At 45.9% G+C, this 26,115-nt stretch carries 24 protein-coding genes, 1 pseudogene and 1 riboswitch; of the genes and pseudogenes, 10 read left to right on the top strand and 15 right to left on the bottom strand.

The features are described from left to right. Nucleotides 1-28: 28 nt before the first annotated feature. On the bottom strand, nt 29-706 hold the full coding sequence (locus L5M71_RS11355; RefSeq protein WP_006079763.1) for a response regulator transcription factor: 678 nt from the start codon (nt 704-706) through the stop codon (nt 29-31). Nucleotides 707-766: 60 nt separating this feature from the next. Next, nucleotides 767-1,288, bottom strand: coding sequence for a hypothetical protein (locus tag L5M71_RS11350; protein WP_105251096.1), 522 nt, complete (start codon nt 1,286-1,288; stop codon nt 767-769). A gap of 484 nt (nt 1,289-1,772) precedes the next feature. On the opposite strand from L5M71_RS11350, the gene L5M71_RS11345 reads away from it, so the two are divergent. Further along, complete coding sequence (locus L5M71_RS11345) at nt 1,773-1,934, top strand: hypothetical protein (protein WP_263164948.1); 162 nt, start codon at nt 1,773-1,775, stop codon at nt 1,932-1,934. A 14-nt stretch (nt 1,935-1,948) separates the two neighbouring features. On the opposite strand, the gene L5M71_RS11340 is transcribed toward L5M71_RS11345, so the two are convergent. From L5M71_RS11340 to moaA, 7 genes are all read right to left on the bottom strand, one after another. Continuing rightward, entirely contained in the window at nt 1,949-3,052 is a 1,104-nt protein-coding gene (locus L5M71_RS11340) for an ABC transporter ATP-binding protein (protein WP_263164946.1), read from the bottom strand. Beyond that, the gene (gene modB / locus L5M71_RS11335; protein ID WP_011845539.1) at nt 3,033-3,713 is read right to left on the bottom strand and encodes a molybdate ABC transporter permease subunit; all 681 of its coding nucleotides are present in this window, start codon (nt 3,711-3,713) and stop codon (nt 3,033-3,035) included. The genes L5M71_RS11340 and modB overlap by 20 nt, the downstream gene beginning before the upstream one ends. Nucleotides 3,714-3,721: 8 nt before the next feature. Further along, nucleotides 3,722-4,522, bottom strand: a complete 801-nt coding sequence (gene modA / locus L5M71_RS11330; protein WP_263169698.1) for a molybdate ABC transporter substrate-binding protein — start codon at nt 4,520-4,522, stop codon at nt 3,722-3,724. Between the two features lie 77 nt (nt 4,523-4,599). Beyond that, a complete protein-coding gene (gene moaE, locus L5M71_RS11325; protein WP_006079757.1) occupies nt 4,600-5,067 on the bottom strand; it encodes a molybdopterin synthase catalytic subunit MoaE in 468 nt (155 codons plus the stop codon). Nucleotide 5,068: 1 nt separating this feature from the next. Further along, entirely contained in the window at nt 5,069-5,320 is a 252-nt protein-coding gene (moaD, locus tag L5M71_RS11320; RefSeq protein WP_006079756.1) for a molybdopterin synthase sulfur carrier subunit, read from the bottom strand. Nucleotides 5,321-5,436: 116 nt separating this feature from the next. Next, the gene (gene moaC, locus L5M71_RS11315; protein WP_263207374.1) at nt 5,437-5,913 is read right to left on the bottom strand and encodes a cyclic pyranopterin monophosphate synthase MoaC; all 477 of its coding nucleotides are present in this window, start codon (nt 5,911-5,913) and stop codon (nt 5,437-5,439) included. A gap of 96 nt (nt 5,914-6,009) precedes the next feature. Continuing rightward, entirely contained in the window at nt 6,010-6,990 is a 981-nt protein-coding gene (gene moaA / locus L5M71_RS11310) for a GTP 3',8-cyclase MoaA (RefSeq protein ID WP_105251082.1), read from the bottom strand. Continuing rightward, nucleotides 6,978-7,111: riboswitch (molybdenum cofactor riboswitch) on the bottom strand. (Overlaps the previous gene by 13 nt.) 247 nt (nt 7,112-7,358) lie before the next feature. On the opposite strand from moaA, the gene L5M71_RS11305 reads away from it, so the two are divergent. After that, nucleotides 7,359-9,008, top strand: coding sequence for an electron transfer flavoprotein-ubiquinone oxidoreductase (locus L5M71_RS11305; RefSeq protein ID WP_263207371.1), 1,650 nt, complete (start codon nt 7,359-7,361; stop codon nt 9,006-9,008). Between the two features lie 347 nt (nt 9,009-9,355). Further along, on the top strand, nt 9,356-11,272 hold the full coding sequence (locus L5M71_RS11300; protein WP_263207369.1) for a methyl-accepting chemotaxis protein: 1,917 nt from the start codon (nt 9,356-9,358) through the stop codon (nt 11,270-11,272). 76 nt (nt 11,273-11,348) lie between these two features. On the opposite strand, the pseudogene L5M71_RS11295 reads toward L5M71_RS11300, so the two are convergent. From L5M71_RS11295 to L5M71_RS11275, 5 genes and pseudogenes are all read right to left on the bottom strand, one after another. Then, a pseudogene (locus L5M71_RS11295) lies at nt 11,349-11,713 on the bottom strand (DUF4870 domain-containing protein). A 309-nt stretch (nt 11,714-12,022) separates the two neighbouring features. Beyond that, nucleotides 12,023-12,712, bottom strand: coding sequence for an MOSC domain-containing protein (locus tag L5M71_RS11290; protein ID WP_263207366.1), 690 nt, complete (start codon nt 12,710-12,712; stop codon nt 12,023-12,025). 135 nt (nt 12,713-12,847) lie between these two features. Continuing rightward, nucleotides 12,848-14,308: a diguanylate cyclase gene (locus tag L5M71_RS11285; RefSeq protein ID WP_263207364.1), complete on the bottom strand. Its 1,461-nt coding sequence runs from the start codon at nt 14,306-14,308 to the stop codon at nt 12,848-12,850. Between the two features lie 314 nt (nt 14,309-14,622). Then, nucleotides 14,623-15,474 carry a PfkB family carbohydrate kinase gene (locus L5M71_RS11280; protein WP_263140851.1) on the bottom strand — a complete coding sequence of 284 codons (852 nt, stop codon included), beginning with the start codon at nt 15,472-15,474 and terminating at the stop codon, nt 14,623-14,625. A 459-nt stretch (nt 15,475-15,933) separates the two neighbouring features. Beyond that, nucleotides 15,934-16,329, bottom strand: coding sequence for a hypothetical protein (locus tag L5M71_RS11275; RefSeq protein ID WP_105251074.1), 396 nt, complete (start codon nt 16,327-16,329; stop codon nt 15,934-15,936). Nucleotides 16,330-16,694: 365 nt separating this feature from the next. On the opposite strand from L5M71_RS11275, the gene ovoA reads away from it, so the two are divergent. Continuing rightward, the gene (gene ovoA, locus L5M71_RS11270) at nt 16,695-18,809 is read left to right on the top strand and encodes a 5-histidylcysteine sulfoxide synthase (protein ID WP_263207362.1); all 2,115 of its coding nucleotides are present in this window, start codon (nt 16,695-16,697) and stop codon (nt 18,807-18,809) included. A 141-nt stretch (nt 18,810-18,950) separates the two neighbouring features. Here ovoA and L5M71_RS11265 read toward each other — a convergent pair whose 3' ends face one another. Beyond that, nucleotides 18,951-20,906: a methyl-accepting chemotaxis protein gene (locus tag L5M71_RS11265; protein ID WP_263207360.1), complete on the bottom strand. Its 1,956-nt coding sequence runs from the start codon at nt 20,904-20,906 to the stop codon at nt 18,951-18,953. A 357-nt stretch (nt 20,907-21,263) separates the two neighbouring features. Between L5M71_RS11265 and L5M71_RS11260 the strand changes: the two genes are divergently transcribed. The 6 genes from L5M71_RS11260 to L5M71_RS11235 all read left to right on the top strand — a co-directional run bounded on the left by L5M71_RS11260 (nt 21,264) and on the right by L5M71_RS11235 (nt 26,054). After that, nucleotides 21,264-21,575: a pyrimidine/purine nucleoside phosphorylase gene (locus tag L5M71_RS11260; protein ID WP_063884943.1), complete on the top strand. Its 312-nt coding sequence runs from the start codon at nt 21,264-21,266 to the stop codon at nt 21,573-21,575. Between the two features lie 327 nt (nt 21,576-21,902). After that, nucleotides 21,903-22,499, top strand: a complete 597-nt coding sequence (locus L5M71_RS11255) for a TetR/AcrR family transcriptional regulator (RefSeq protein WP_263207357.1) — start codon at nt 21,903-21,905, stop codon at nt 22,497-22,499. Between the two features lie 174 nt (nt 22,500-22,673). After that, the gene (locus L5M71_RS11250; RefSeq protein WP_212600235.1) at nt 22,674-23,831 is read left to right on the top strand and encodes an iron-containing alcohol dehydrogenase; all 1,158 of its coding nucleotides are present in this window, start codon (nt 22,674-22,676) and stop codon (nt 23,829-23,831) included. Nucleotides 23,832-23,890: 59 nt separating this feature from the next. After that, the gene (locus L5M71_RS11245; RefSeq protein ID WP_212600234.1) at nt 23,891-24,583 is read left to right on the top strand and encodes a type 1 glutamine amidotransferase domain-containing protein; all 693 of its coding nucleotides are present in this window, start codon (nt 23,891-23,893) and stop codon (nt 24,581-24,583) included. Nucleotides 24,584-24,716: 133 nt separating this feature from the next. Beyond that, nucleotides 24,717-25,343, top strand: a complete 627-nt coding sequence (locus tag L5M71_RS11240; RefSeq protein ID WP_131525136.1) for a glutathione S-transferase family protein — start codon at nt 24,717-24,719, stop codon at nt 25,341-25,343. Between the two features lie 204 nt (nt 25,344-25,547). After that, the gene (locus L5M71_RS11235; protein ID WP_263140863.1) at nt 25,548-26,054 is read left to right on the top strand and encodes a DUF4124 domain-containing protein; all 507 of its coding nucleotides are present in this window, start codon (nt 25,548-25,550) and stop codon (nt 26,052-26,054) included. The last annotated feature ends 61 nt before the right edge of the window (nt 26,055-26,115 follow it).

The raw sequence follows: 26,115 nt of genomic DNA, 5'->3' as shown, positions 1-26,115 counted from the left end.
GATGCGCCAGGCGCTGCTTTGGTAAGGCTTAATGCCTTTGTCGTAAGCGATAACCCGCTCCCCTCACGGTTTCGATAAGCTCGCCATGGCCTAACTCTTCAAATTTACGGCGTAATTTTGCGATATGCACATCGATGACGTTAGTGCGCGGGTCGAAGTGATAATCCCACACTGCTTCGAACAATAAGGTGCGGCTAATAACTTGATTAGCATGTTCCATCAGATACTTAAGTAACTGAAACTCTTTTGGCTGTAGCATCAACTCCTGCCCGTCTAAAGTGACATTACGGGTCAGTAACTCCATCTTCAAACCACCAACAACGAGATCAGTTGTCACAGGCACAGATTGCCCACGGTGCATTAGTTTTTCAGCGCGGACTAATAACTCGGAGAAAGCAAACGGCTTAGTCATATAGTCGTCGCCGCCCGCGCGCAGGCCTTTCACTCGCTCATCAACGTGCGCTAAGGCAGATAAAATCAGCACTGGGGTTTGATTGCCCGTTGCCCTTAAGGCAGCCAGCAATTTTAAGCCATCGAGCTGGGGTAACATGCGGTCGAGGATCACGAGATCGTACTGACTACTCGTGGCGAGTGACAAACCTTGGTGGCCATCGCTCGCCGTTTCGATATTGTGGCCCTGCTCAAGAAATCCTTTGACGATGTAATCAATCGTCGTCGCATCATCTTCAACTAAAAGTATTTTCATCTGTATGTTGCGCTCCTCAATCTTAAGCACTCGTGTAAGCACTCGATTGACTTAGATATTTCAATCCCACTTAAGTAAAGGTAACGGTCGTAAATTTTCGACATCAAAGGCCAACTTAAACTTACCCGTATCGTCTAGCAGCTTAAGTTCTAAGTAACTAATACCTAAGTCGTGGTCTAACTTTGCTTCGGTTAAGAAGGCTTTATGATCTTTAGTGGCCTTAATGATTAGACCTGAAAAGGTTTGATCTTTTGCCGCGATCATACGCGTTGCCTCAACCTCACCCAGATCATCGGCGCTTACTTTACTCGCCTTTTGTTTCAGTAACTTACCATCACTGGCACGATATTCAAACCGCGTTATAGAGTTTGCTAAAGGATTAATCAACTCAAATTGATAGACTAATTCACCCTCTTGCTCTTCCATATGAAATTCGGCAATCACACCGGAGAACCCTTTTTCAATCTGCTGCATAACGCTCAACGGCGGTACATAGTCTCCACCCGCAAACATCGAATACATGCTCTGAGCCGCCGTTGCGACACCAGATACCAACATGAATCCTAGCAACCATAGTCTCATGGCCCCTCCATATAAATCAGCTAAGTTTGTATCTTATGAGACAATCAGTTAGAAGTCGATGGACCTATTGCGCCTGTATGCAATTCCAAGCTAATCCCTCACAATTTACCACTGGATATAGCATCACACTGTGTCAGCGTTAACTCAGGTTCGGCCATCAATTGATCTGAAATCCAACGTCAACAGAACCTAACTCGCTGATAAGCCAAACACTAAATCATTTTGTGGCTAATGTGTAAAGTCTACCTAATACCAGCTTAAACACCGATGGAAACAAGATTAAGCTTTGATCATCTGAGGATTTTTAAACATGACATTTTCAGTGATAACCCTCAATTTCGCCATTTAGAATCAAGAGGATTGAATTTTAGCGGGTATTTTAGTCTATCTGTGTCATTAAAAAGTGGGATTGGCAAATAAATCTCCCTCGACTAAAGTCAGATAACTTAGCGTCAGGTAACGGTATTTTTAAATCGGAGCGAAAATGAAACCAGTCATGCGATGGATAAGCTTAAGCTTGTTATTAATAGCAGCATTAAGCGCTTATGCCTATGGCAGCGCCACCAGTGTATTGGTGTTCATCATCTTAGGCATGCTATTGGAAGGGACATTTTGGATTGGATTGCTGGGTAAAAAACGTCATTAGAGTGCGATATCACGTTATTCCAAAATATGAATTTGTTCGGATTTGAGTGCCACTGTGGTTTGCATTCCTTTTGTGAGTGCAAGTTTTTGGGCAAAATGCAGCGAGACTTCGGTGTTAAGTTGTAACTGAGTACCTGTGATATAGCAGATAAGCCGGACCGATTCCCCCATCACCAGCATAGCGTCGATAGTGACATCTAACTTATTAAAGCTGCGGCATAAACGCCCTTTGGAAATCGAATTAAACCGAATACCTTGGTTGGGGATAACCCAACGAACTCGACTTCCCACAGGGCGATCTTTGCCATAGTCGCAGGCAATTAACTGTTCGCCAAACTTAAGCCAAGTGAGGTCTTTTGTGCTGTCTTGAAACACCACTTCACCGTCGAAAATATTCCTTAGCCCCATCTGCCGCGCCACCGCTTCATTGCGAGGCCGCGACAACACCTCGAAAGGTGCGCCCTGCTGTAGCATCTTCCCTTGGCTGATCAAAATCATCGAATCGGCTAGCAACAAAGCTTCATTTAAGTCATGGGTAACCATGATCACTGGGCAGAGTAACTGCTCTTTGAGGCGCGCCAGTTCGAGATATAAACGCTCGCGGGTTTCCCTGTCTACCGCCGAAAAAGGCTCATCGAGTAATAATACTGAAGGTTCGCGGGCAAGTGCCCGGGCAAGCGCGACCCGCTGACGCTGACCGCCAGATAAATGCGCTGGCAATCTATCGGGTAGGCCTTGTAGGTTGACTCGCTCAAGCCAATCTTTCGCGCGTACAATGCGCTCAGATTTAGGGATATGGTCAAGTCCAGCGACTACGTTTTCCAAGGCAGTGAGATTCGGAAATAAGCCAAAATGCTGCGGCATATAACCGATATGGCGTTGCTGCGGGCTTAAGGCGATGCGCGCTTTATCATCAAACCAAGGCCGTTCGCCAAAATGGATTTGGCCCGTATCGGGATGATTTAATCCAGCGATCATCCGTAGCAAGGTCGTTTTGCCACCGCCAGACGGCCCCACCACAGCGAGCACTTCGCCAGCTTTACAACGAAAATCAGCGTTGAGTTTAATGTATTTATGGTTTTGGATCTGACACTGCAGATCAGCGATGATTTGCGCCACGCTGACCTCCTAAACGCCGTGATAAACTGGTAGTCAGCGCCAAAGCCGTTACCGCAAACAGTAATAACACTAATGACATAGTGCCTGCGGCATTAAAATCGAAGGCTTGCACACTGTCGTAGATAGAAATAGAAATTGTCTTAGTCTCGCCAGCGATATTGCCGCCCATCATCAACACAACGCCAAACTCGCCGAGCACATGGGAGAAACACAACACCAGCGCGGTTAGCACACCCGGCCACACCATAGGCAATTCAATCTTAAGCAATATTTTAAGTCGGCTCATGCCACAACAAGCTGCGGCATCGCGGACATCATTCGGCACAGCTTCAAAGGCCCGCTGGATCGGCTGCACCGCGAAGGGGATATTGACGAACACGGAAGCGATAACCAGACCTGAAAAATGAAACACGAGCTGCTGGCCAGTCAGTTGCTCTATCCATTGTCCGAGCCAACTCTGACTACCGAGCCCCACCAGCAAGTAATAGCCAATCACAGTCGGCGGTAACACTAAGGGCACCATGATCAGCGCTTCGACCCAAGATTTACCGACAAATTGGCGGTAGGCCAAAGCTCGCCCCGCGAGTATCGCAAGGGGGATCAGCACCAATACTGTGATGCTGCTGAGTTTGACCGATAACCACAGCGCCTGCCAATCCATTGGAATCCTTAACTTACTGGCAAACCAAAACCGTATTGAGTGAATACGGCGCGGGCGGCGTCTGACTGTAGATATTGGTAGAAACGCTCGGCGGTTGAGCTAGCCTTAGGCATTAACGCCATACGTTGATTCAGCGGACCATGGAGATCTGAGGGCAGAGCTAAATAATGACCGAGGGCCTGAAACTGCGGCGCAATTGCCAGTGATAAAGGAATAATTCCGCCTTGAGTAGAGCCGCTGATCGCAAACTGCGCCGCTTGGGAGGCGTTTTCGCCTAAGATCAACTTAGTTTGTAGCTCATCCCATAAACCGAGTTTTTTCAATAACTCTCGGGCGCGTTCACCGTAGGGTGCATGGTCAGGATTGGCAATCGCAAAACGCTCTAGCTGACCCGCGGCCATTAATGCTTTTAGGCCATTGAGTTCGATATCTAGTGCGAGCGGTGAATTTTTAGGGGCGACTAAGGCTAAACGGCCAACGGCATACTGCACGCCCTCGCCTTGGGTAAAACCGACTTTGTTCAGCTCGGCAATATAACGCTCATCGGCGCTCAGCAGCATTTCAAACGGCGCACCGTGTTGAATTTGCGCGACAAAATTTCCCGATGAACCATAAGAGACCCGTACTTTGAGACCCGTTTCTGCGGTGAAGTTTTTAACAATGTCATCCAAGGCAAACTTGATATTAGCCGCCGCGGCGATGGCAGGAATCGGCGCATTATCCACTGCGCGACTGGTCGATGGTACAACTGCTAAGCAAAACAGTAATACAAAACCAAGGGAGTGGAAGAAACGGGTCAAACTCTGCATTGGGTCACCTCAGTGCCGTGTTCGCGTTCATGTAGAGCTAGCAAGCTGCCTTGCCACTGCGCGTATTTTTGCTGTAATTAATCTTTGTGTTGCCACAGTTTGGCAGCTTGTTCATCGGCATCTTTCGCCTCAACCCAACTTTTACCTTGCTCGCCCGCTTCTAATTTCCAGAATGGCGCCTTGGTTTTTAGGAAGTCGATTAAGAATTCACAGGCCGCGAAGGCGGCTTTGCGATGGGCGCTGGTTACGCCGATAAATACAATTTGCTCACCTAAGGCCATAGTGCCCACGCGGTGAATCACAGTGACTTTGTTCAGTGGCCAGCGACTGCGCGCCTCGACAACGATTTGTTCTAGCACGGCTTCTGTCATGCCAGGATAGTGCTCTAAGGTTAAGTCAGTCACGGCGGCGCCATCATTAAAATCACGCACTTTACCGACGAAAGTGACTACGGCACCATCGCTATCATCTTGAGCCAACTGCCGATATTCGTCGGTCACACTAAAATCGACTTCTTGCACTCGAACTGCGGGTAATAAGCGCATATTAACCTCCGGTAACGGGTGGGAAAAAGGCGACTTCATCACCATCGTTTACAGGCGTATCCCATTGACTGATGGTCTGATTTACCGCTACCAGCAATTTGTCTGAGGTTAATACTTTAGCCCATTTATCGTCGGTGGCGGCCAGCGTCGCACGTAACGCTTCAGCGGTTTGTGTCTGCTCGCTCGCCTCTAGGCTTAATTTAGCTGTGCCCAATAATTCTCGAACTTGAGCAAAAAACAACACGTTAATCATAATCTTCTCTCGTTTTTGATCCGCTTAACTGACTCACCAATAGCGCGTCAGACTTAAGCTTGGACAGCTTCGCTCACTTGGTAATCTGCCGAGTGGCTAAAGCCTATTCTGTCAGGCTAAACCTTAAAATGTCCCGATTTGCCGCCACGTTTTTCTAGCAAACGGACTTGGGAGATCACCATATCTTTTTGCACGGCCTTGCACATGTCATAGATAGTTAACGCCGCCACTGAAGCTGCAGTTAACGCTTCCATCTCTACGCCCGTTTTGCCGGATAACTTGCACAGGCTAGTAATACGCACGCGGTTATGTTCAGGTTGTGCCTCTAAATCAACTTCAACTTTAGTCAGCATTAGTGGATGACATAAAGGGATAAGGTCTGAGGTTCTTTTCGCGGCTTGAATGCCCGCAATACGCGCGGTCGCAAACACATCACCCTTGTGGTGGCTACCACTCATGATCATCTCGAGTGTCGTGCTCGCCATCTCGATAAAAGCTTCTGCACGGGCTTCGCGCTCGGTAACGGCTTTTTCAGTTACATCGACCATATGGGCATTGCCATCGGCATTAATATGGGTAAATACATTGCTCATCGGAGCGATCCTTTAATTGAGGTCAAAACAGGGTACAAGGGAAATTGAGCTTATACTCGCGCTAAATTGGCTATGGCAACTGACCTAAAATCAGGTCTAGCCGCCAATAGAGGCAAGATGCTGAGTGACACCTGTGATGCCTTGATGCAAGTAATGGGTTTCTTTCTTCTGGGCTAATTGACCGTGCAGACGCTCAATTAATTCCGCTTGCTGGTTAGAATGCTGTAGCAGATCACGTAAATCGACACCGGATTCCGTAAAGAGGCACAAGTGCAATTTACCCTTAGCAGATACCCGTAAACGGTTACAGGTAGCACAAAAATTATTGGCATAGGGCATGATCAAGCCGATACGGCCCTGATAATCGCTGCGGCTGAAATTTTGGGCTGGACCATCGGAGGCGCTTGGCGTATCTAATTGCCAGCCATCTGCCAGTAACTGCGCTTTGATGTCAGCGCCCGCTAGATGATGTGCTTCAAAATACTCACGACCAAGACCCGTTTCCATCAGCTCAATAAAACGCAGGTCGATTGGCGTGTGTTTAATCCAGTGTAAAAAACGTGGCAAATCTTTATCGTTTAAACCTTTAAGCAGTACGGCGTTGATTTTTACTCGCTCGAAACCTGCCGACAAGGCGGCATCAATCCCCCGCATCACTTCATCAAACTTATTTTCGCCGGTGATCTGGTAAAACATTTTGGGATCTAAACTATCCACGGACACATTGATACGACGCAAGCCAGCATCGAACCATTCTTTGGCATGCTTTTCGAGTCGATATCCATTAGTCGTCGTCGCAATAGTATGAATGCGCGGGTTATCAGCGACGACACGAATGATGTCGGTAAAGTCTTTACGCAGGGTAGGTTCACCGCCTGTAATGCGGATTTTTTGGGTGCCGACTTGGCTAAATGCGGAGACCAAGTTTTCTATCTCATTGAGAGATAAGAATTTTGGTTTACCTTCTGGATGATAACCATCAGGGAGGCAGTAACTGCATTTGAAGTTACAAACGTCAGTGACTGACATCCGTAAATAGTGAAATTTTCGACCAAAGCTGTCTTGTAATTGAGACATGATCACCTTTCCAAGTGTGGGAGGTGAGAGCATTTCTTATCCCACCCCGGTGGCATTATTACCACGGCTACACCTCCATATCTTTCGACTTAGGCAGGCAAGCTCGGAGAACCGTCGTCGGTGATTATAGGCCGAAAGTACTCACTAGCTATACCCCTAAACAGGTATTTATTAACCTAGATCACGCTAGCGTGAATAATCTGTGACAGTCCTCACCTAAAGATTTGTATTGAATTAGACTAAACAGCAGCTTAATCCACTGTGACCTTATCTTATTTTCAGGTAAGGTGGTGCAAGCAATAAAACGCCCGTTTACAAACTACAACACTCGATAAAAATCGAGGAAACGTGAAGGAAGAGGTGAACTGATGGAACGCGAATCAATGGAATTCGATGTTGTTATCGTCGGTGCTGGTCCAGCTGGCTTGGCCACGGCGTGTCGATTAATGCAAATATCACAGGATTCAGGCAAAGAAATTACCGTCTGTGTGGTAGAAAAAGGCTCAGAAGTGGGCGCGCATATTCTGTCAGGCGCAGTGTTCGAGACAAAAGTGCTAGACGAGCTATTCAGCGACTGGCGCGAAAAAGATGCCCCAATAAAAACCGCTGTCACCCACGACGAAATCTACCTACTCAGCTCAGCCACCGACGGCAGAGTCATGCCTAATGCTTTTGTGCCAAAAACCATGCACAACGACGGCAATTTTATTATCAGCGTCGGTAATCTGTCCCGCTGGCTTGCCAATCGCGCAGAAGAACTCGGTGTCGAAATATTCCCCGGCTTTGCCGCCAGTGAACTGCTATTTAACGCCGATAACAGCGTTAAAGGTATTTTAATTGGCGATATGGGAGTGGGTGCCGATGGCGAACCCAAAGACAGCTTTATGCCAGGCATGGAGTTGCATGCTAAATATACCGTTTTCTCCGAGGGTTGCCGCGGCCACTTAGGCAAGCAACTTATCGAAAAATACCATTTAGATAATGGTAAAACACCACAGCATTATGGTTTAGGCTTCAAAGAAATTTGGAAAGTCCCCGCCGAGCAACACGAACAAGGCAAAGTCGTTCACACAGGTGGCTGGCCATTAACCGAGGGCGCATCGGGTGGCGGCTTCCTTTATCACATAGAAGATAACCAAATTGCGGTCGGCCTTATTATTGATTTGAACTACAAAAATCCGCATCTGAGCCCATTTGACGAATTCCAGCGCTATAAAACCCACCCTGTGATTGCTAAGTATTTAACGGGTGGCGAACGCCTTAGTTATGGCGCCCGCGCGATTACTAAAGGCGGCTTAAACTCGCTACCTAAGATGAGTTTTCCTGGCGGTCTTATCATAGGCTGCAACGCGGGTACGTTGAACTTTGCTAAAATCAAAGGCACTCACACTGCGATGAAGAGCGGGATTGTTGCAGCAGAAACCTTAGGTAAAGCCATGATGGCAGGGGTTGAAGGCGGTAAAGATCTCGACTGTTACCAAACCCACCTTGAAGAAAGCTGGCTATACGAAGAATTGCATAAATCCCGCAACTTTGGTCCAGCGATGCACAAATTTGGTACCTATTTAGGCGGCGCATTCAACTATATAGATCAAAACTGGTTTGGCGGAAAGTTCCCTATCACACTGCGTGATGAGCACCCAGACTATGCGCAAATGGCACCTGTGAACGCTTACAGCAAGATTGATTATCCAAAACCCGATGGCAAGCTTAGCTTCGATAAACTGTCCTCAGTGTATCTGTCGAGCACTTATCATGAGGAAGATCAGCCCTGCCATTTACGTCTCAAGGACAGCAGCATTCCACTGGGCATTAACTTGACTCAGTTTAATGAGCCAGCACAGCGTTACTGCCCAGCAGGCGTGTATGAAATCGTCGAAGAGGCGGGTCAACCCAAGTTTGTAATCAATGCGCAAAACTGCATTCATTGCAAAACCTGCGACATTAAAGATCCGAGCCAAAACATTACTTGGGTTACACCAGAAGGCGGTGGTGGTCCAAACTACCCCAACATGTAACATTTGGATGATAAATGTAAATAATGGCGCTCAGTGGAGCGCCTTTTTTTCACCTTTTACACGAATAGTTCACTTTTTTGCTTGCCCTTACTCGCGACATTGGCCACAATTGCCACACAAAAAAGAGTTCGTTTTCAATCACCATCTCATTTCCATCTATACTCTACATAATTAGATCTACAGCAAGACCAACAGGTTAGGCCAAATAAGTGTTCTATACGCTGTTTTATTCGGCAATCGGCCTAGACTAAGGTTAACTTTTAACATTTCTGTCCGATAATCTTTTACCGTACAAGAGTGCGTTGACCGATAACTCAAAATAGTCCAACACAGGCATATTGATATTTATGATATTTAATAACCTCACCATTAAGCAGAAAATTCTGTTAACAGTGACATTTGCAGTACTGTTGTCGACCATACTCGTCGGCGTATTAAGCCAACGTAGCGCGAAAAATGTCGTACAACAAAGGATGTTAGGTTCGGAATTACCGAGCTTAATGATGCAAATTCGCAATAAGATCGATCTCGACATTTCCACTTTGATGAATGCTGCAGAGCAATTGGCCAGTAGCCGCATGTTACTGCAATGGCTCGAAGACGGTAGACCGCAGGCCCAAGAAACCCAAGTCGTAGCCCAACTCAAAGACATCACTCGTCAGTATAAGCTAGCGCAAGCTTCCTACGCAGATAGACAAACTGCCGCCTACTACACTCAGGATGGTTTTTTGCGCGTGCTCACTCCTGCGCAGGATGGCTGGTTTTTTGGTTACCGAGACAGTGGCCAAGAACGTATGTTGAACGTATTTACTGAGGCCAACGGCGAAGTCAAACTCTTCATCAACTACCAACAACCCAATGGTCGCGGCTTAGTCGGGCTTGCTAAATCACTCGATGACATGGTGCGTTTGCTGAGCTCGTTTAAAATTGAAGAAACCGGTTTAGTCTACTTAGTGGATGCTAAAGGTGAGGTAAAACTCCACCCAGATACGAACCAAATTGGTAAGAGCAACCTAAGCAGCTTATACAAGGATGCGAGTTCAAGCTCATTATTAAACCGCAGTGATTTCAATCTGATCAATACCAAAATCAATGGCGAAAACATGCTGGTTGCCAGTAGTTATATCGCATCTATGGATTGGTACTTAGTCGCACAGGTGCCAGAGGCCGAAGTATTCGCACTATTAACCGAAGCGGCTTATCAGATCTTAATCTGGACGCTAATCATTGCAGCGGGCTTTATTGTCCTCGCCATCGTGGTGGCAGGTTCAGTAAGTCGTCCTATTGCCCAAGTTGCCGCGATGTTCCACGACATAGGCGAAGGCGAAGGTGACTTACGTCAACGTCTACCTGTCAATGGTGAAGATGAAATTGCGCAACTCGCCAAGGGATTTAACAGCTTTATCAGTAAGATCCAAGATTCGGTCATCGAAGTGGCACAAACCAGCGAACAGCTCGGTTTCTCGGCTAAGGATGTGTCGAATCAGGCACAGCAAACCTTAGAAGACAGCCATGAGCAGAAAGATCGCACTATGATGGTGGTAACGGCCATTAATGAAATGGGCGCGACGGTTAACGAAATTGCCAGTAATGCCGCCCAAGCTGCGGTTGCCGCCAGAGATGCAGATACTGAAGCCAGCAGCGGCCAAGTTGTGGTAACCCGTGCCCGCGATACCATTAACCAATTGTCGAAAGACGTTGGCCAAGTGGGTGAAGTGATTGAGTCCCTCGCGACCCACACTAAATCCATCGGTGGTATTTTAGATGTGATCCGCGCAATCTCTGAGCAGACTAACTTGTTAGCCCTCAACGCGGCCATTGAAGCAGCACGTGCCGGCGAAGCTGGACGCGGATTTGCTGTCGTGGCCGATGAAGTACGTAACTTAGCCTCACGCACAGCAGCATCGACCAATGAAGTGCAAGGCATGATCGACAAGCTGCAATCGGAAGCCAGCCGCGCGGTTAATGCGATGGCCCAGAGTCGTACCCGCTCCCACGAAGGCGTTGTGGCCGTCGATGAAGCCAGCAAATCGTTAATTGGCATTAGCGATCGCATTGGTCTTATCAGCGACATGAATATCCAAGTTGCTGCGGCAACGGAAGAACAATCCACAGTGGTGGAGGACATCAACCGTAACGTCACTGAAATCAATGACATTACTCAACGTACTGCCAATACTGCACAAGCGGCGGCACAGGCGAGTTTAGCCTTGAATCAACTGTCACACCGCTTAGATACCTTAGTGGCCAAGTTTAAGGTGTAAAACCTTAAAACTTACGCCATAAAAAACGCCTTAGATGTTTCCATCTAAGGCGTTTTTCTTTAACTCGCAGAGGTAATTAATCCATAGCAATAAATTTAATCGTTAATGGATAGCGATACACTTTACCTTCGCTGGCCTTAATAATCGCCAGCACAGTGCACACCAAATCGAATATGCCGAGTATGGCTAAAAAGATGAAACCAATGCCGACCAAAGCTAATACGCCACTGATGATCACATAAATCAACAGGCTCAATTTAAAGTTCAAGCAACTACGGCCACATTGATCAACAAATGCGGACTCTTCACGCTTCATCAGCCAAATGATCAAAGGACCAAAGGACCAAGAATAGAGCCCAACGGCACTAAGTATCCAATAAAACTTGAGGCGTATACCAGTAAGCCAAAATCTTTATCACTTTTTGTAACGGGTTCAATCATAAGGTCATCCCTGTTTTATCATTATGAATATAAATACTTATTTACCGCTCGGCCCACATAATACCAATCACATTAAATATCTAATCAGTTCAGAGCCTCACAGGCATCTCAATCCAAGGCGCATTGACGCAGAAATGGTTATTCCCTTTTAAGGCAATGCAACACGGGAGTGGGATGCCTGTGAGGCTCCCGAAGGGCGGGTTTCAATGCGCTTTATACTGCGTTCAAGGCTTTAGACAGAGCACCACTATGCCTTCAAGCCTTCGTCTTGTCTAAAGCGCGTTGAACTCCCGCTGAATGAACAGATATTTAATACGATTGGTATAAGCGCATTTGCCAATCTTCCACCGTTTGTGATGCTAAGCGCCGTTGTAGGCTATTAACCCAACTCTGCGCTAATCCCTCGCAGCAAGCTAAACGATCATAGCCGCTGGCATTAAACGTTGGCGAGAAATAGAGTGACATGGCCTCGGCAACACTGATATCAGTACGACGCTCAACTAATTCAATCTTATCGTTTAACTGAATAATCCCTGGGGTTAAGATTCTATAAAACCAACCACATAATTGGCTTTGCTGCATGGCGAGTGCGAATTCTCTGTGACCAAATTGCAGATTCAATTTAAAACAAGGTGAACGCGGCTGAGTCACTTGCACTTTTACTGCGCCAATTTGCAAGATATCGCCAATATTGACTTGAGTTTCGTTCAGTCCAACGGTGCTAATGTTCTCTCCCATGCTGGGTGCATCTTCGAGCTGGGTGATTAAGTCCCAACGACGATATTGGCCGTAGTGCTCGCGGGGGAAATGATGTAGCACGCGATCAAGGCCGCCATGGTGTTTTGGATCGGCCTGCACGTCCCCTTCAACATGGTCGATATGCACTAACAGTTGTTGAGCCGCTTGCTTACCATCAATCCCCGTAGCAACTCCGGACATTTCTTGAAGATGGGTTCCTAAGTACAATCCAGACAATTTATTAATCAACAACTTTGACATCAGCAACTCCAAATCAATGGCCTATCGCGCATTACTGTCAGAGTGTAAACCGCGATACGCCAATAACACAATCAACCCGCGCCATAACCCACAAAGGTAGACTAAACATTGCTGCCAAGAAGAACCGAGTAGAGTCTATGAATGATTTAACACCACTTGATTTCGGCCCGCTTCTTTTGCCTGATACAAGGCCAGATCGGCACGTTTGATAAGGTCCTCTGCGGGCTCTTGCAGTTGATGCTCAGCAACACCAATACTGGCAGTAATAGAAATGTGCAATCCATTCACTTTAATTTCCCGCTGGGAAATGAGGTCACGGATCTGTTCTGCCAGTTCTGCCGCTCGAGATAAATCCATCTCAGGGAGTAAAATTAAAAACTCCTCACCGCCCCAGCGACATAAAATATCCTGTTGTTGCAGTAAACCACGCAGCATATTAGTCATGGTTTTTAATACTAAGTCACCAATCCCATGCCCATAACTGTCGTTCACTTTTTTAAAGTGGTCGATATCCAACAAGAGTATTGAAATCGGCGATTGTGTCAGCTTAGCTTTATCTAACGCCTGCCTAAAGTACTCATCAAACACCTGACGGTTAGCGGCGCCAGTGAGCTTATCGGTAGAAGCCATAATTTCTAGTTTGCGCTGATAACGACCTAAGGTCATGTTTGAGATGAATAAAATACCTAGGGTCACCATTAGGCTTAACGCCAAATTACCCCAAAACGTATTTAACAGTTCCCGCTCTTGTGGCGCATCCTCCTGCTCAACAATCAAATACCACTTAAACTCAGGAACTAAGCGACTATTGAGATAAACCGTTTTCCCGTTTTTCTGATAGCTGAAGGCGGCACTTGGGCTGGTTAAAATACGCGTAGCCAAATTATCAAGCCCTACGTTCGTTTGCAGCGAATCCGTACCGTCATATTGATCGCCATGCAAAGTGACATTACCTTGCCGATCGGTAAAAAACACTCGGCGGTTATAACGCTTTTGATATAACTCAATTAAGGCTTTAACCTTTTCAACCGCCAACCCCACACCGGTAACACCAATAAATTTTCCTTCAAAATCAAAAACCTTATAATTCACAAATACGGTTGTCTTACTGCGGTCTGCCGTATCGGCATCAATATTAACCTCATAATGTTCAGATTCAGGTAAAGAACGCACTCGAAAATACCAAGCATCGTCAGGCTCTACATCTTGGATTTTTTTTAAAATGCCCGTGGAATGGTAATAATTTCGACTTTTCTCAGACACAAAAAAGCTCGTGACAGTACCGTATTTTTCTTGGATTTCCTTAAGGTAACGAATGAGTTTTTCGGGCTCTTGCTCATGACTTAAGGTCCAATCCCGAACAAAGGTATCCTGCGCCATCAAGGATGAAATAAAGATGGGTCGTAACAAATCCTGTTGAATTTCTGAATAAATATTGTCACTTGTGAGCGGTAAGGTATTGCTCTCTATTTGTTGGCTCAGTGAATCATGGGCCACTTTGTAACTGATACCGCTGGTCACTAAAAAGGCGACCAAAAGCAAAACAGACAGAAGCCAAATAAATTTATTTTTATCATTCCAAGCGTTATTGCCCATTCTCAACTCCAAAGACTACAGAACACCTTGAGTGGCTTATTATTTTAATTTAACGATAACTATTTTAGTTGAATAAATGTTAACGCAATTGCGCCATGGCCGCACAAGATTTCTGTCGTATTGGCGTTCTACGATGGAATAACTTTATTTTGAGCAAAAAAATGCCTCGTTGGGGAAACGAGGCAAAAACATACTAACCAATAAATGGGAGAAAAGTACAAGAAAACGTTAAGGGACAAGCTATGCGCCACAAGACATACTCTAGCAAGGACGTATGACAAAAAGATGACTCAAACTGGTCACAATAATACTTATCATGTCGTTTGCTTTGTCTCTAAATACTGTTTTAGTGCCTCACCCGGAATAGAACTATCGGTTGCCACCGCAAATGCCGCCCAAATCGCCCCTTCTGCCATGGCCTCAGTAATTGATTGGCCAATGCAGAGACTGTGGATCAACCCTGCCGCATAGGCATCACCCGCGCCAGTGGTATCAACAACTGTGGCAGGGATAGCAGCAACATGCTGCACTTGATCGTGCGTGTAAACCTTAGCCCCATTGATACCATCGGTGACAATAAAGTAACGCAGACAATCGCCACCAATGCTTTTGCCATATTCCCAAGATGCGCCATCACAACGCCCCTGAATATCACTCATGGAGGCCAATAAAATATGACAAGGTCTCTGTCTGTCGTCCTTGGCTAATTGCGCGACCACAAGACAATGTTCTAAAGCTGTTTTTGCCCAGCTGACAGAGCCTTCAGCGGAAGTATTAAAATACAACGCGTCCCATGGCTGCCATTTCGGCGGTACAGATAATTCAAATATGGGTCTTTGTGGCCGAATAATGGTGCGCTCGCCGTCTGGCGTCATTACAAGCAGCATTTCGCATGTATTGCCGGTGCGGCGCTGCACTAAGCGACAATCGAGCCCTTGCGTACTGGCTTCTGCAATGAGCCAATCCCCCATGTCATCACGGCCCACTTGACTCACCAGCGCGACGCTATGCCCAGCCCAGACTAAACCTAATCCGGTATTTGCCCCACCGCCGCCGAGCCTTTGGCCGCCATCTTGATAATGGAAACGTCCACCTGTTTTTAAAGGTTTATCAAGCAGTAAAATCCGATCACAGTTGAGATTGGCAACTAACAGAATATTAGCCATTACAAGGCTCCAAAGGGCAAAAAAGCATCAAGGCCAGAAGATAAAAACAAAGAAATATCAATCTAGAGCAAAATGCTCACAGGCACAATCCAATCATCGAGATAGAAACACTATAAGGATATGGCAGCACCTTGATGTAAGCATTTGTCCCGAAGAAGACGAGGAAAACAGTTATACACTCATACGGTATAACATAGCTGTTAACTCTAACACTTTGTTTAAAATCGATTTATAGAAAAGATAACGTCTCAGGACAAAATGAAGCGTAACCATTTTGAAGCCGACTCGATTAATTATCAGTAGACATAGTTAAAATGCATGCAGGATACATATATTAAATTTATGAATGGAATCAAACAAGAATACCAACAACTTGCTGAACAAGTAAAAGTGCAGTCAACCTCGGATCTCGAGCGCTAACTGCACTTTGCCATCTAGTTACTCACGATAAACCTTCAATTACTTTATTGGTGTCAATGGTGATAAAGACGCAAATTGTACTGCTAATGTCCAATCTGTAATGACCATATCTGAAGGCTGCCAACTGTCATCAACCCACTCATAAACCAAGCCAGGGTTTTCCTCTGCGTTGACTAACAAACGCCGTCCATCTTGCAACACAAGCGTATAATCGAGCCCCTGCGCATCGACACTTTCAATGTCCCCCAAGACATTGTGCTTAATGGCCGAAATAGTTCCGGTTGCCTTAACGGCATCGTTTTCCTTTGCACCGCTGTAAAACTTTAACGCCTCGTTTGCGGCAGTCTTGTGAAAAACAAACTCCTCAGTCACACCCACTACGATCGACGGATCAAGCTCATACCAGGCGGGTATCCATAATGCGTTAATTGTCATCCCGTTATATCCTGCATAATAATTTTACGGACGGGATCATTCTGCCTTAACCCCGACAGAGAAAATACTCTTCAGGGATAAAATAATTTTAATCCCTGTAAGGGATAGCATCACTAAATTGAGCGCATCACTTTCTTTGTAAGATAATTCCAAACCAAAGGGTCATACCTGAGATGCTTTAAGCTCCAGCACTGATGTTGGACCCCATTGGTCTTTCTGTTAGTTTGTAAAACACTTTGCCTCAAACCGACACATTAAGCTGACAAAGTGATCCTGAGCTCAGTAATCGCGTATAGAGTCACACACGATAGATTAATCTTCCCATGCTTGCACCGCAGGCCGATAAATACGGAGTTTACTTGTCTATGGATAAGCCCATAACGCAACCCCCTCAAACCCTTAAGCTCATTGGTGAAACTGAGGCCGGAAAGCGTCAAGAGCTTAAGCAATACTTTAATCAGACATGGGCTTTATACGAGTCTCTGTATGATTTGATCCAAGAAGATAGCGCCTATTACCTCAAAGCCGAGCCGCTGCGCCATCCGTTAATCTTTTACTTTGGCCATACGGCCACTTTCTATATCAACAAACTCAAACTTGGTAAATTTCTCGATGAACGAGTAAACGACAACTTCGAATCCATGTTCGCCATTGGTGTCGATGAGATGTCTTGGGATGATTTGAACGAACAACATTATCCGTGGCCGGATGTAGCAGAGGTGCGAAGCTATCGCCAACAAGTTAATGCTGTCATCAATCGTGTTATCGATGAAATGCCTCTAGCGTTACCTATCACTCAAAATAGTCCAGCTTGGATCATTTTGATGGGCATTGAACATGAGCGTATTCATTTAGAAACCTCATCGGTGATCATCCGCCAACTGCCGCTGGAGTATGTCGCGCCCAACCACCTCTGGCCTGCGTGCCAAGACACCGCCCCTGCCGAGACCAACAGTTTATTGGCTGTAAAAGGGCAAAAAGTGACCTTAGGCAAAACAGAACAAGACCAAACCTACGGCTGGGACAATGAGTACGGCCATAAAATATTTAACGTTAACGACTTTAAGGCGGCTAAATTCTTAGTCTCGAATCAAGAGTATCTCGCATTCGTCGAAGCTGGCGGCTATCGCTCACCCCAATTTTGGAATGAAGAAGGCCAAGCTTGGCTTGCCTATACCCAAGCACAAATGCCGCGTTTTTGGCGCTTAAGACAAGATAAATGGTGGCAACGTAACTTAGTGGAAGAAATTCCGCTGCCATTAAACTGGCCTGTTGAAGTGAATCAGCTCGAAGCTAAGGCCTTCTGTAATTGGAAAGCCGAACAAAAGCAAAGCAATATACGTCTATTAACTGAAGCTGAGTGGTACATCTTACGCGAGAATGTGCCCGCAGATGCGCCCGATTGGCATGAAGTGCCGGGCAATATTGCTTTGGCTTATTACGCCTCTTCTTGCCCAGTGAATCGCTTCGAACATAATGGCTTTTTCGATATTGTCGGTAATGTTTGGCAATGGACAGAAAGCGCAATCGACGGTTTTGACGGCTTCGCCGTACACCCACTTTACGATGATTTCTCCACCCCAACCTTCGATGGCAAACATAATCTCATCAAAGGCGGCTCGTGGATCTCTACGGGTAATGAGGCAATAGCTTCATCACGCTATGCGTTTCGTCGACATTTTTATCAACACGCGGGCTTTCGCTATGTGGAATCCCCCCAAAATCCAGCTCAAATGGCCGAGGTCAATGTGTACGAAACAGATGAACTGATTTCCCAATACCTTGAATTCCACTATGGCGCCGAATATTTCGGGGTTGCTAACTTCTGCGTCAATGGTGTGCAGCAAGCGCTGAGTGAAATTCAATTGACTCATACAGCTAAAGCCCTTGATATCGGCTGCTCCGTTGGTCGCGCGAGTTTCGAGCTGGCAAAAGTGTTTGATCATGTTGATGGTATCGACTTCTCGGCGCGCTTTATTCAACAGGCCTATGCGCTGACAGAACAAGGTGAAAAACGTTACACCATACGCACCGAAGGCGACTTACAGGAATTTAAGAGTGCGAGTCTCGCGAAACTGGGATATGAGCTTGAGGCGAAAAAGGTCAACTTTATACAAGGTGATGCCTGTAATTTAAAGCCCATCTACACAGGTTATGATTTGGTTTATGCCTCAAATCTTATCGACAGGTTGAACGAGCCTAAACACTTTTTAACCAGTATTGCCCAGCGGATTAATCAAGGAGGATACCTTGTGATTGCCTCGCCATACACTTGGCTTGAAGATTATACGCCCAAGGATAAATGGTTAGGTGGCGTTAAAGTCAAAGGAGAGAACTTCACCACCTTAGATGGTTTGACCGAAACCTTGATCGGCCAATTTGAGCTGGTCGCAGTGAAGGAAATCCCCTTCGTGATCCGCGAGACTAAACGTAAATTCCAACATTCCATCTCAGAAATGACAATTTGGCGTAAACGTTAATGCTCACTCATGGGATAACCAACTGAAGTCCTGATAAAAATATCCGCCAGAAATCCATTTCTGGCGGATGTGTAACATCCAGCTCAGTCACATTTACAGCACCAACTAAGGTGAGAACACTGTAAATGCAGCGAAAAATATCTACACCTTAAACTGTGCCGTTGTTAAACCAAGCTGATTTGCTAACCCCAACAGACTCCGCGTACTCGCTGCTACTTGACTGATAGCCGCACTATTTTCCTCCGCCGCCACGCTTAAGCCCGCAATCCCCTGCGCAATCGTCGCCGAAACCGTTGTTTGTTCTTCCGCAGCGGTTGCAGTTTGAATCATTAATGCCTTTAAGGTTTCTAAGCGCAAAGCAATATCATCCACCGCGGTCTGCATTCCATCCGCATCTTCTGCGGTTTTAGAGGCTTCAGTGGAACAAGTCACACTATGCAACGCCAGCACACCTGACTGTTGCTGAATACCTTTTAACACTTGCCCAATATCCTGAGTTGCTAATTGAACCTTCACCGCTAACTGGCGAACCTCATCCGCAACCACAGCAAATCCACGACCATGCTCGCCAGCTCTCGCAGCTTCAATCGCCGCATTAAGTGACAGCAGATTCGTTTGTTCGGCTATGGCATTAATCACAGCCAATACCGAACCGATTTTCTGACTGTCGGCCTCAAGGCTGCCCACCTGTTGATGTATGGTCGCAAAACTGCTCAAGGTCACTTTCAAGCTTTTACGTGTACTGGCTAAATTTTGCGAAAGAATTTCACTCGAATGGGTACAGGCTGACACTTCATCGGAGGATTTAAGCGTATTCGTGCTGATTTCCGCGGCGGCATAACTCATTTCTTCGACCGCGGTTGCTAACATATCGGTTTCTTTCGCCTGCATCTGAATACTGCAATCGGCTTGGGTCATAGCGGCAGAATTTTGTTCAGCGGCGGATTCGAGTTCATGTCCAACGCCCACCAGCTGACTGATGATTTCTTTGAGCTTAGTTTGCATCCGCGCCAACCAACTCATCAGGTGATTATCCGTTTGAACATGCGGTAAATTATGAGTTAAATCGCCAGAGGCGATCATACTGGTCAAGTTACACATGTCCTCAGGCTCACCGCCGAGCGGCTTTAATACAAACCCTGTAACTAACTTAGCGGCAGCGAACGCCAACACTAAGGCTGCTGCACAAACAGATAAGCCGATAAACATCATACGGTAGGCGGGAGCTGCTATTTCACTCACATCAATTTCAGCCATCAAACCCCAACGTAAACCGAGCTCAACGACAGGAGAATAAGCGGATAAAACGGGATTATTGTTATAGTCATTCACTTGCATCACACCCGATTTACCAGCCAGCGCCTCCTTTACCGCCAGCGTATCAACACCATTCTGAGCTACCGTTCCCGCAAACGAAGCCGTAACCGTGCGATTAATGGGGTCAAGAAAGGAATCGGAACGCATACGATTATTTGGGCCAATAAGATAAGTTTCACCACTTTGCCCCATACCCTCACGAATTTGCATAACTCTGTTGATGCGATCGATTGATACTTGAGCCGCCACCACCAATCTTTGCTGATTGAACTGAATCGACTGGCCAATAAATGCCGCAGGTTGACCATTTGAAGGCGCGTATGCGGAAAAATCTTGTAGTAATACTGTGCCCGCCGATCCCAATGCCTTATTAAATAACTGTGCTAATCCCGAATCATGGAAGGGTCCAGTACGCAAATTGGTGCCGAAATCAGACTCCTTCGCCACTGTATATAAAACGGTGCCATCGTCACTAATAATAAATAGGTCATAAAAACCGAGGGATTTATTTAATGACTGCAAGGTTTGATCTATGTCAGTAAGAGTATCGAGGCTTTTTTGGCTGGCAATTACGGCGCTGACGGCCTGCAGGTTATCGGAAAAGTCCTGAAACATGCCAACAATCTGCCGTTGCTTGATCTCACGCACAGCCACTAAACGAGACTGAGCCTCGGCAAACAATTCATCGCGAGCAATGTAAGTCACTATTGCGGTGGCAAATATGAGGGGTAATAGGACAATCAATAAACTGATAAGCTGAATTTTACGAGTAAAACCCATGGTGAGACTCCTTGTCGCGCGTCGAATTCCATTCCTTCAATCTTTGCAGAATCAAACCTGCCTTAAAACTATAGGAGAAGAATCTCAGCTAAACAAAGCGGTGCCGACTATTTTCATCAAAAGTTCACTAAAATGCCGACAACTCATTATTTTTAAGTAAAAAAATGATTAACAACTTTAAATGACAGCCACGCCATACCGACCATTTCAAATAAAATGATATAGTGGGAAATAAGCGATAAACCGAACGTTAGCATCAACTGATATTGAATGCGCACATCCATGCGACAATGATGCATTGAAATTTATTAAATATGCATATAAATTCATATCAAGCCAATTTATAGAGGATTAATAATGAGTTTACTCGAGCAAGTGTCAGTATCTAAAAAAGCCAACATCTACTTTGATGGCAAAGTGGCTAGCCGTAGCGTATTTTTTGCCGATGGCAGCAAGCAAACCTTAGGTGTTGTATTACCAGGGGAATATGAGTTCTCAACCTCCCAAGGCGAAATCATGGAAGTGACTAGCGGCCGTTTTGAGGTGTTACTTCCAGAAACAACGACTTGGCAAGAATTTAGCGAAGGAACTCAGTTTGAGCTGGCTGCAAATGTTAGCTTTAAAATTCGTAACACAGCCATTGCCGAATATTGCTGTAGCTACCTCTAATCATCTCGATTGAGTGGCAGTACGATTAATATTTCACATCAATCGTGAATCGAATGCTCACAGTGACGGTTTATCTCAGCACTGTGAGTATGTTGTCCACCCGACCATTTCACCATTTCACCATTTCACCATTTCACCATTTCACCATTTCACCATTTCACCATCAGAATGCCTTATCCGTCTAACATTTATCAATTTGGCAATTTTATTAACTTGGCTCAAGGCAGCGCAAAAGTCACAATGCAAAGCATACTAAATCGAATATGTTGAAATCGTCGATAAAAACAACACTAGACGACCGGTCTAATTTGATTTATCCTAACCCCCATGAAAATTGAAACTCAATCCACTCGCCAGCATATTCTCGACATCGGCTACAAGCTGATCGTACGCAAAGGCTTCTCCAGCGTCGGCTTATCCCTACTGCTGCAGGCGGCCGAAGTGCCAAAAGGCTCGTTTTATCACTACTTCAAATCCAAAGAACAATTTGGCGAAGCGCTTATTACTGATTATTTTGAAAAATATCAATTAGATTTAGACGCATTATTCAATGACTCGACACTAACAGGCCATCAACGCTTGATGCAATACTGGCAACAATGGTTGCGCGTACAAGCCGATGGCTGCGTAGATCAAAAGTGTCTGGTCGTGAAACTCAGCGCCGAAGTGGCCGATTTATCGGAAGCTATGCGTGTTGCCTTACTTAAAGGCTCCGCCGGCATCATAGAGAGGTTAACGACTTGCGTTCAAGTGGGCATAACCGATAGATCAATCGCCCAGCAAGATCCGCAATCGACCGCAGAAATGTTGTATCACATGTGGTTAGGCGCCAGCTTAATGAACAAGTTGGGCCACAGCCCTGCGGCACTCGAACGTGCACTCGTAACGACTAAAGCCATTTTAACGCCTAAAACGGCCCTTTAACCTAATACCGACTCAAAACTAATACTGGCTGATATCGATCAGCCAAAGATTTTTTAAAGAATACATTTTCACGCCCCAACATTAGACGACTGGTCTACTAATTTAACGGGCGATTAATAAATGCGGCTCAATTAACGCTGCTCATTTAAAGTAATAATAGGAATAACATCATCCATGCTAAATTTTAACTATTACAACCCGACCCGCATCCGTTTTGGTAAAGACACTATCGCCGAAATTGATTCCCTAGTACCGAGCGATGCTAAAGTGATGATCCTCTTTGGCGGCAGCAGTGCTAGAAAAACAGGCACGTTAGACGAAGTTAAACAATCATTGGGTAATCGTTTCGTTGTCGAGTTCGATGGCATTGAGCCAAACCCAACCTATGAAACCTTAATGAAAGCCGTCGCCCAAGTGCGTGAGCAGAATATCGACTTCCTCCTCGCGGTTGGCGGTGGTTCGGTTATCGATGGCACTAAATTTGTTGCCGCTGCAGCGGTATTCGAAGGTGAACCTTGGGACATTCTCACTAGCTGGGGCGCCAATGTGACTCAAGCTATGCCTTTTGGCTCAGTCTTAACCTTACCTGCGACCGGTTCCGAAATGAACAACGCCAGCGTAGTGACCCGTAAATCACTACAGGCTAAACTGCCATTCCGTAATGATTTGGTTTATCCACAATTCTCAATACTTGATCCGACGAAAACCTTCACTCTGCCAGAACGCCAAGTGGCCAACGGTGTTGTCGATGCTTTTGTACATATCACAGAGCAATACCTCACTTACCCAGTTAACGCCGCCGTACAGGACAGATTTGCCGAAGGTCTGTTACAAACCTTGATTGAGCTTGGTCCACAGGTACTAGTTCAACCCGAAGACTACGACATTCGCGCGAACTTAATGTGGGTTGCCACTATGGCACTCAACGGCACAATTGGCGTCGGCGTTCCCCACGACTGGGCAACCCATATGATTGGCCATGAACTAACTGCACTTTACGATATCGACCATGCGCGCACATTGGCAATCATACTGCCTGCCCTGCTGCAATGTACAAAAGAGGCTAAACGCGACAAGTTACTCCAGTACGCCGACCGTGTGTGGCACATCAACACAGGTACAGATGACGAGCGTATCGACGCCGCTATCGCAAAAACCAAGGCTTTCTTCGAAGCCATGGGCATACCGACACATTTATCTGCCTATGATCTCGATGCCAGCCACGTTGATGCTGTAGTGAAACAGCTTGAACTGCACGGCATGGTGGCACTAGGCGAACATGGCAATATTGACCCAACCATGAGCCGTGACATTTTGACCTTAGCCCTATAACGTCAAATGAACTAAACCCAAAGCTCACACATATTGATGTGAGCAACTTAGGTAATGGTATGAAAATGAATATATTAATGGTAATCACGTCACACGATAAACTCGGTGATACGGGTTTAAAAACCGGCTTTTGGCTAGAAGAATTCGCCTCACCTTTTTATGTTTTTAAAGATAAAGGTTTTGACATTACCTTAGCCTCGCCACTGGGCGGTCAACCACCACTCGATCCAAAAAGTGATGAGCCAGACTTTCAGACCGAAGCTACTGCGCGCTTTAGCAAAGATCCTGAGGCTCAAGCACTGCTAGCGAATACCACTCGCTTAAGTGAAATCAATGCAGCCGATTATGATGCGATTTTTTATCCGGGCGGCCACGGTCCACTGTGGGATCTTGCCGAAGATAAACATTCTATCGTCTTGATTGAACAGTTTTATCAAGCCAATAAACCCCTAGGGCTCGTATGTCATGCGCCTGCTGCATTGCTGCACCCTAAAACCAGTGATGGCAAGCCATTGGTCGGCGGCAAGCGTGTTACCGGTTTCAGCAACTCTGAAGAAGAAACCGTGCAACTCACTCATGTCGTGCCATTTTTGGTTGAAGACATGCTGAAGAAAAATGGTGGCAATTATGTCAAAGGTGATGACTGGACAAGCTTTGTCGTCGCAGATGGCCATTTGATCACAGGCCAAAATCCGGGATCATCCGAAGCCGTAGCCGAAACCATAGTTGCGCAATTGAACGCGAGAGGCTAAGCGATAAATACGCGACGCTCAGCTTGAAATGAACAAAGACAGGCGCACAAGTGTGCTAAATGCGTTAAAAAGAGCTGTAGCACCATAATGGTGCGACAGCCAAAATGTACTCTCAGTGTCCAAAGGAAAGCCCATGATCACCTTGCACCATCTCAATAAATCACGCTCTAAACGTATCATCTGGTTGCTAGAGGAACTCGGTCAACCCTATGAAATTAAGAGTTATCAACGTGATAGCCAGACTTTTCTCGCGCCACCCGAACTTAAGCAAATTCATCCGTTAGGCAAATCACCCGTTATCGAAATGGACGGTCAAGTGATAGCAGAATCGGGTGCGATCACCGAATATCTGATTGAAAAATATGCGGCGGATACCTTAGCCCCCGCCAGAGACAGCGCAGACTATGTCAGTTATCTGCAATGGCTACACTTTGCCGAAAGCTCAGCCATGCTGCCTTTGTTACTGCGTATGTTCGTGCAAAAGGACGGTTGTAAAACCAATTTCCTTGAAGGTTATGCCGCGACGGAAGTCAGTAAGATTAGTCATTACTTCAATGATATGTTGGCTGATAAAACCTATCTTGTTGCAGACAAGCTCACGGGTGCGGATATCATGATGTCCTTCGTGGTGGAGCTACTGGCTAACAGTGGCGATCTCGCGAAATTTGAACACATTGAACGCTATGCCACTCAATTATCCCAACATGCCGCTTGGGTCAAAGCGAGTGAGATCGAGAAACAACTCGATGCAAGCCTGTAATTGATGGATCGAATTCGGGCACATGTTAGTGCCCGAGCTTAACCCACTTTAACTAACCCCTGTTTCTGCCTCCCCATTTTCTGTCGACTTTATACCTTCTCAGTGGTGACGTCCTTAACCACTTAGCGCAACAAACACCATGATTTTTGATGTAAAAGAGACTAATCTTGATTAACTCTATCTCAAGGCTACAGGGACTTTAGCATGCGTTCACTCACACTCATCGGCTTAGTGCTATTTAGCATGTTAGCGCAAGCGACTGTTTATAAATGGGTCGATAAAGATGGCAAAGTCCATTACTCCGATGAGCCGCAGCCAAATGCCCAAGTCGTTGAGCTAAAAGATAAGACCTTAAATCAAATTGCCCTTCCTCTGCCCAAAACAGACTTAAACAGCTCAAATCAAGCAATTGAATCTATTAAATATCAAGTCAATATTACCTCTCCGACCGAAGAGGAAACCGTCAGAGATAACAATGGCGATTTCGACGTCGTTGCGACTATCACCCCAGAGCTAAAAAGTCAGTATTTGATGGCCCTCAAGCTCGATGGCAACCCCATAGGTCAGCCACAAATTGGCGGTACCTTCAAACTCAAAAACATCGACCGAGGTGAACATACCTTAGTCGTTGACGCTTTGACTCAAAACGGCAAAGTCTTTGCATCAAGTTCACCAAGAAAGATATTTCTTCATCAAGCAGCTAAGCGTTAATGTCACTATTTGTATAGTAAAAGTTAGTATAAAAACTTTAAATACATGAAGTTAGATTAAC

The organism is Shewanella sp. SW1 (genome assembly GCF_025653545.1).
In the GTDB taxonomy this organism is placed as follows: Bacteria; Pseudomonadota; Gammaproteobacteria; order Enterobacterales; family Shewanellaceae; genus Shewanella; species Shewanella oncorhynchi.
Note: the sequence above shows the minus strand (reverse complement) of the source record. Positions and strands in the feature narration are given on the sequence as shown.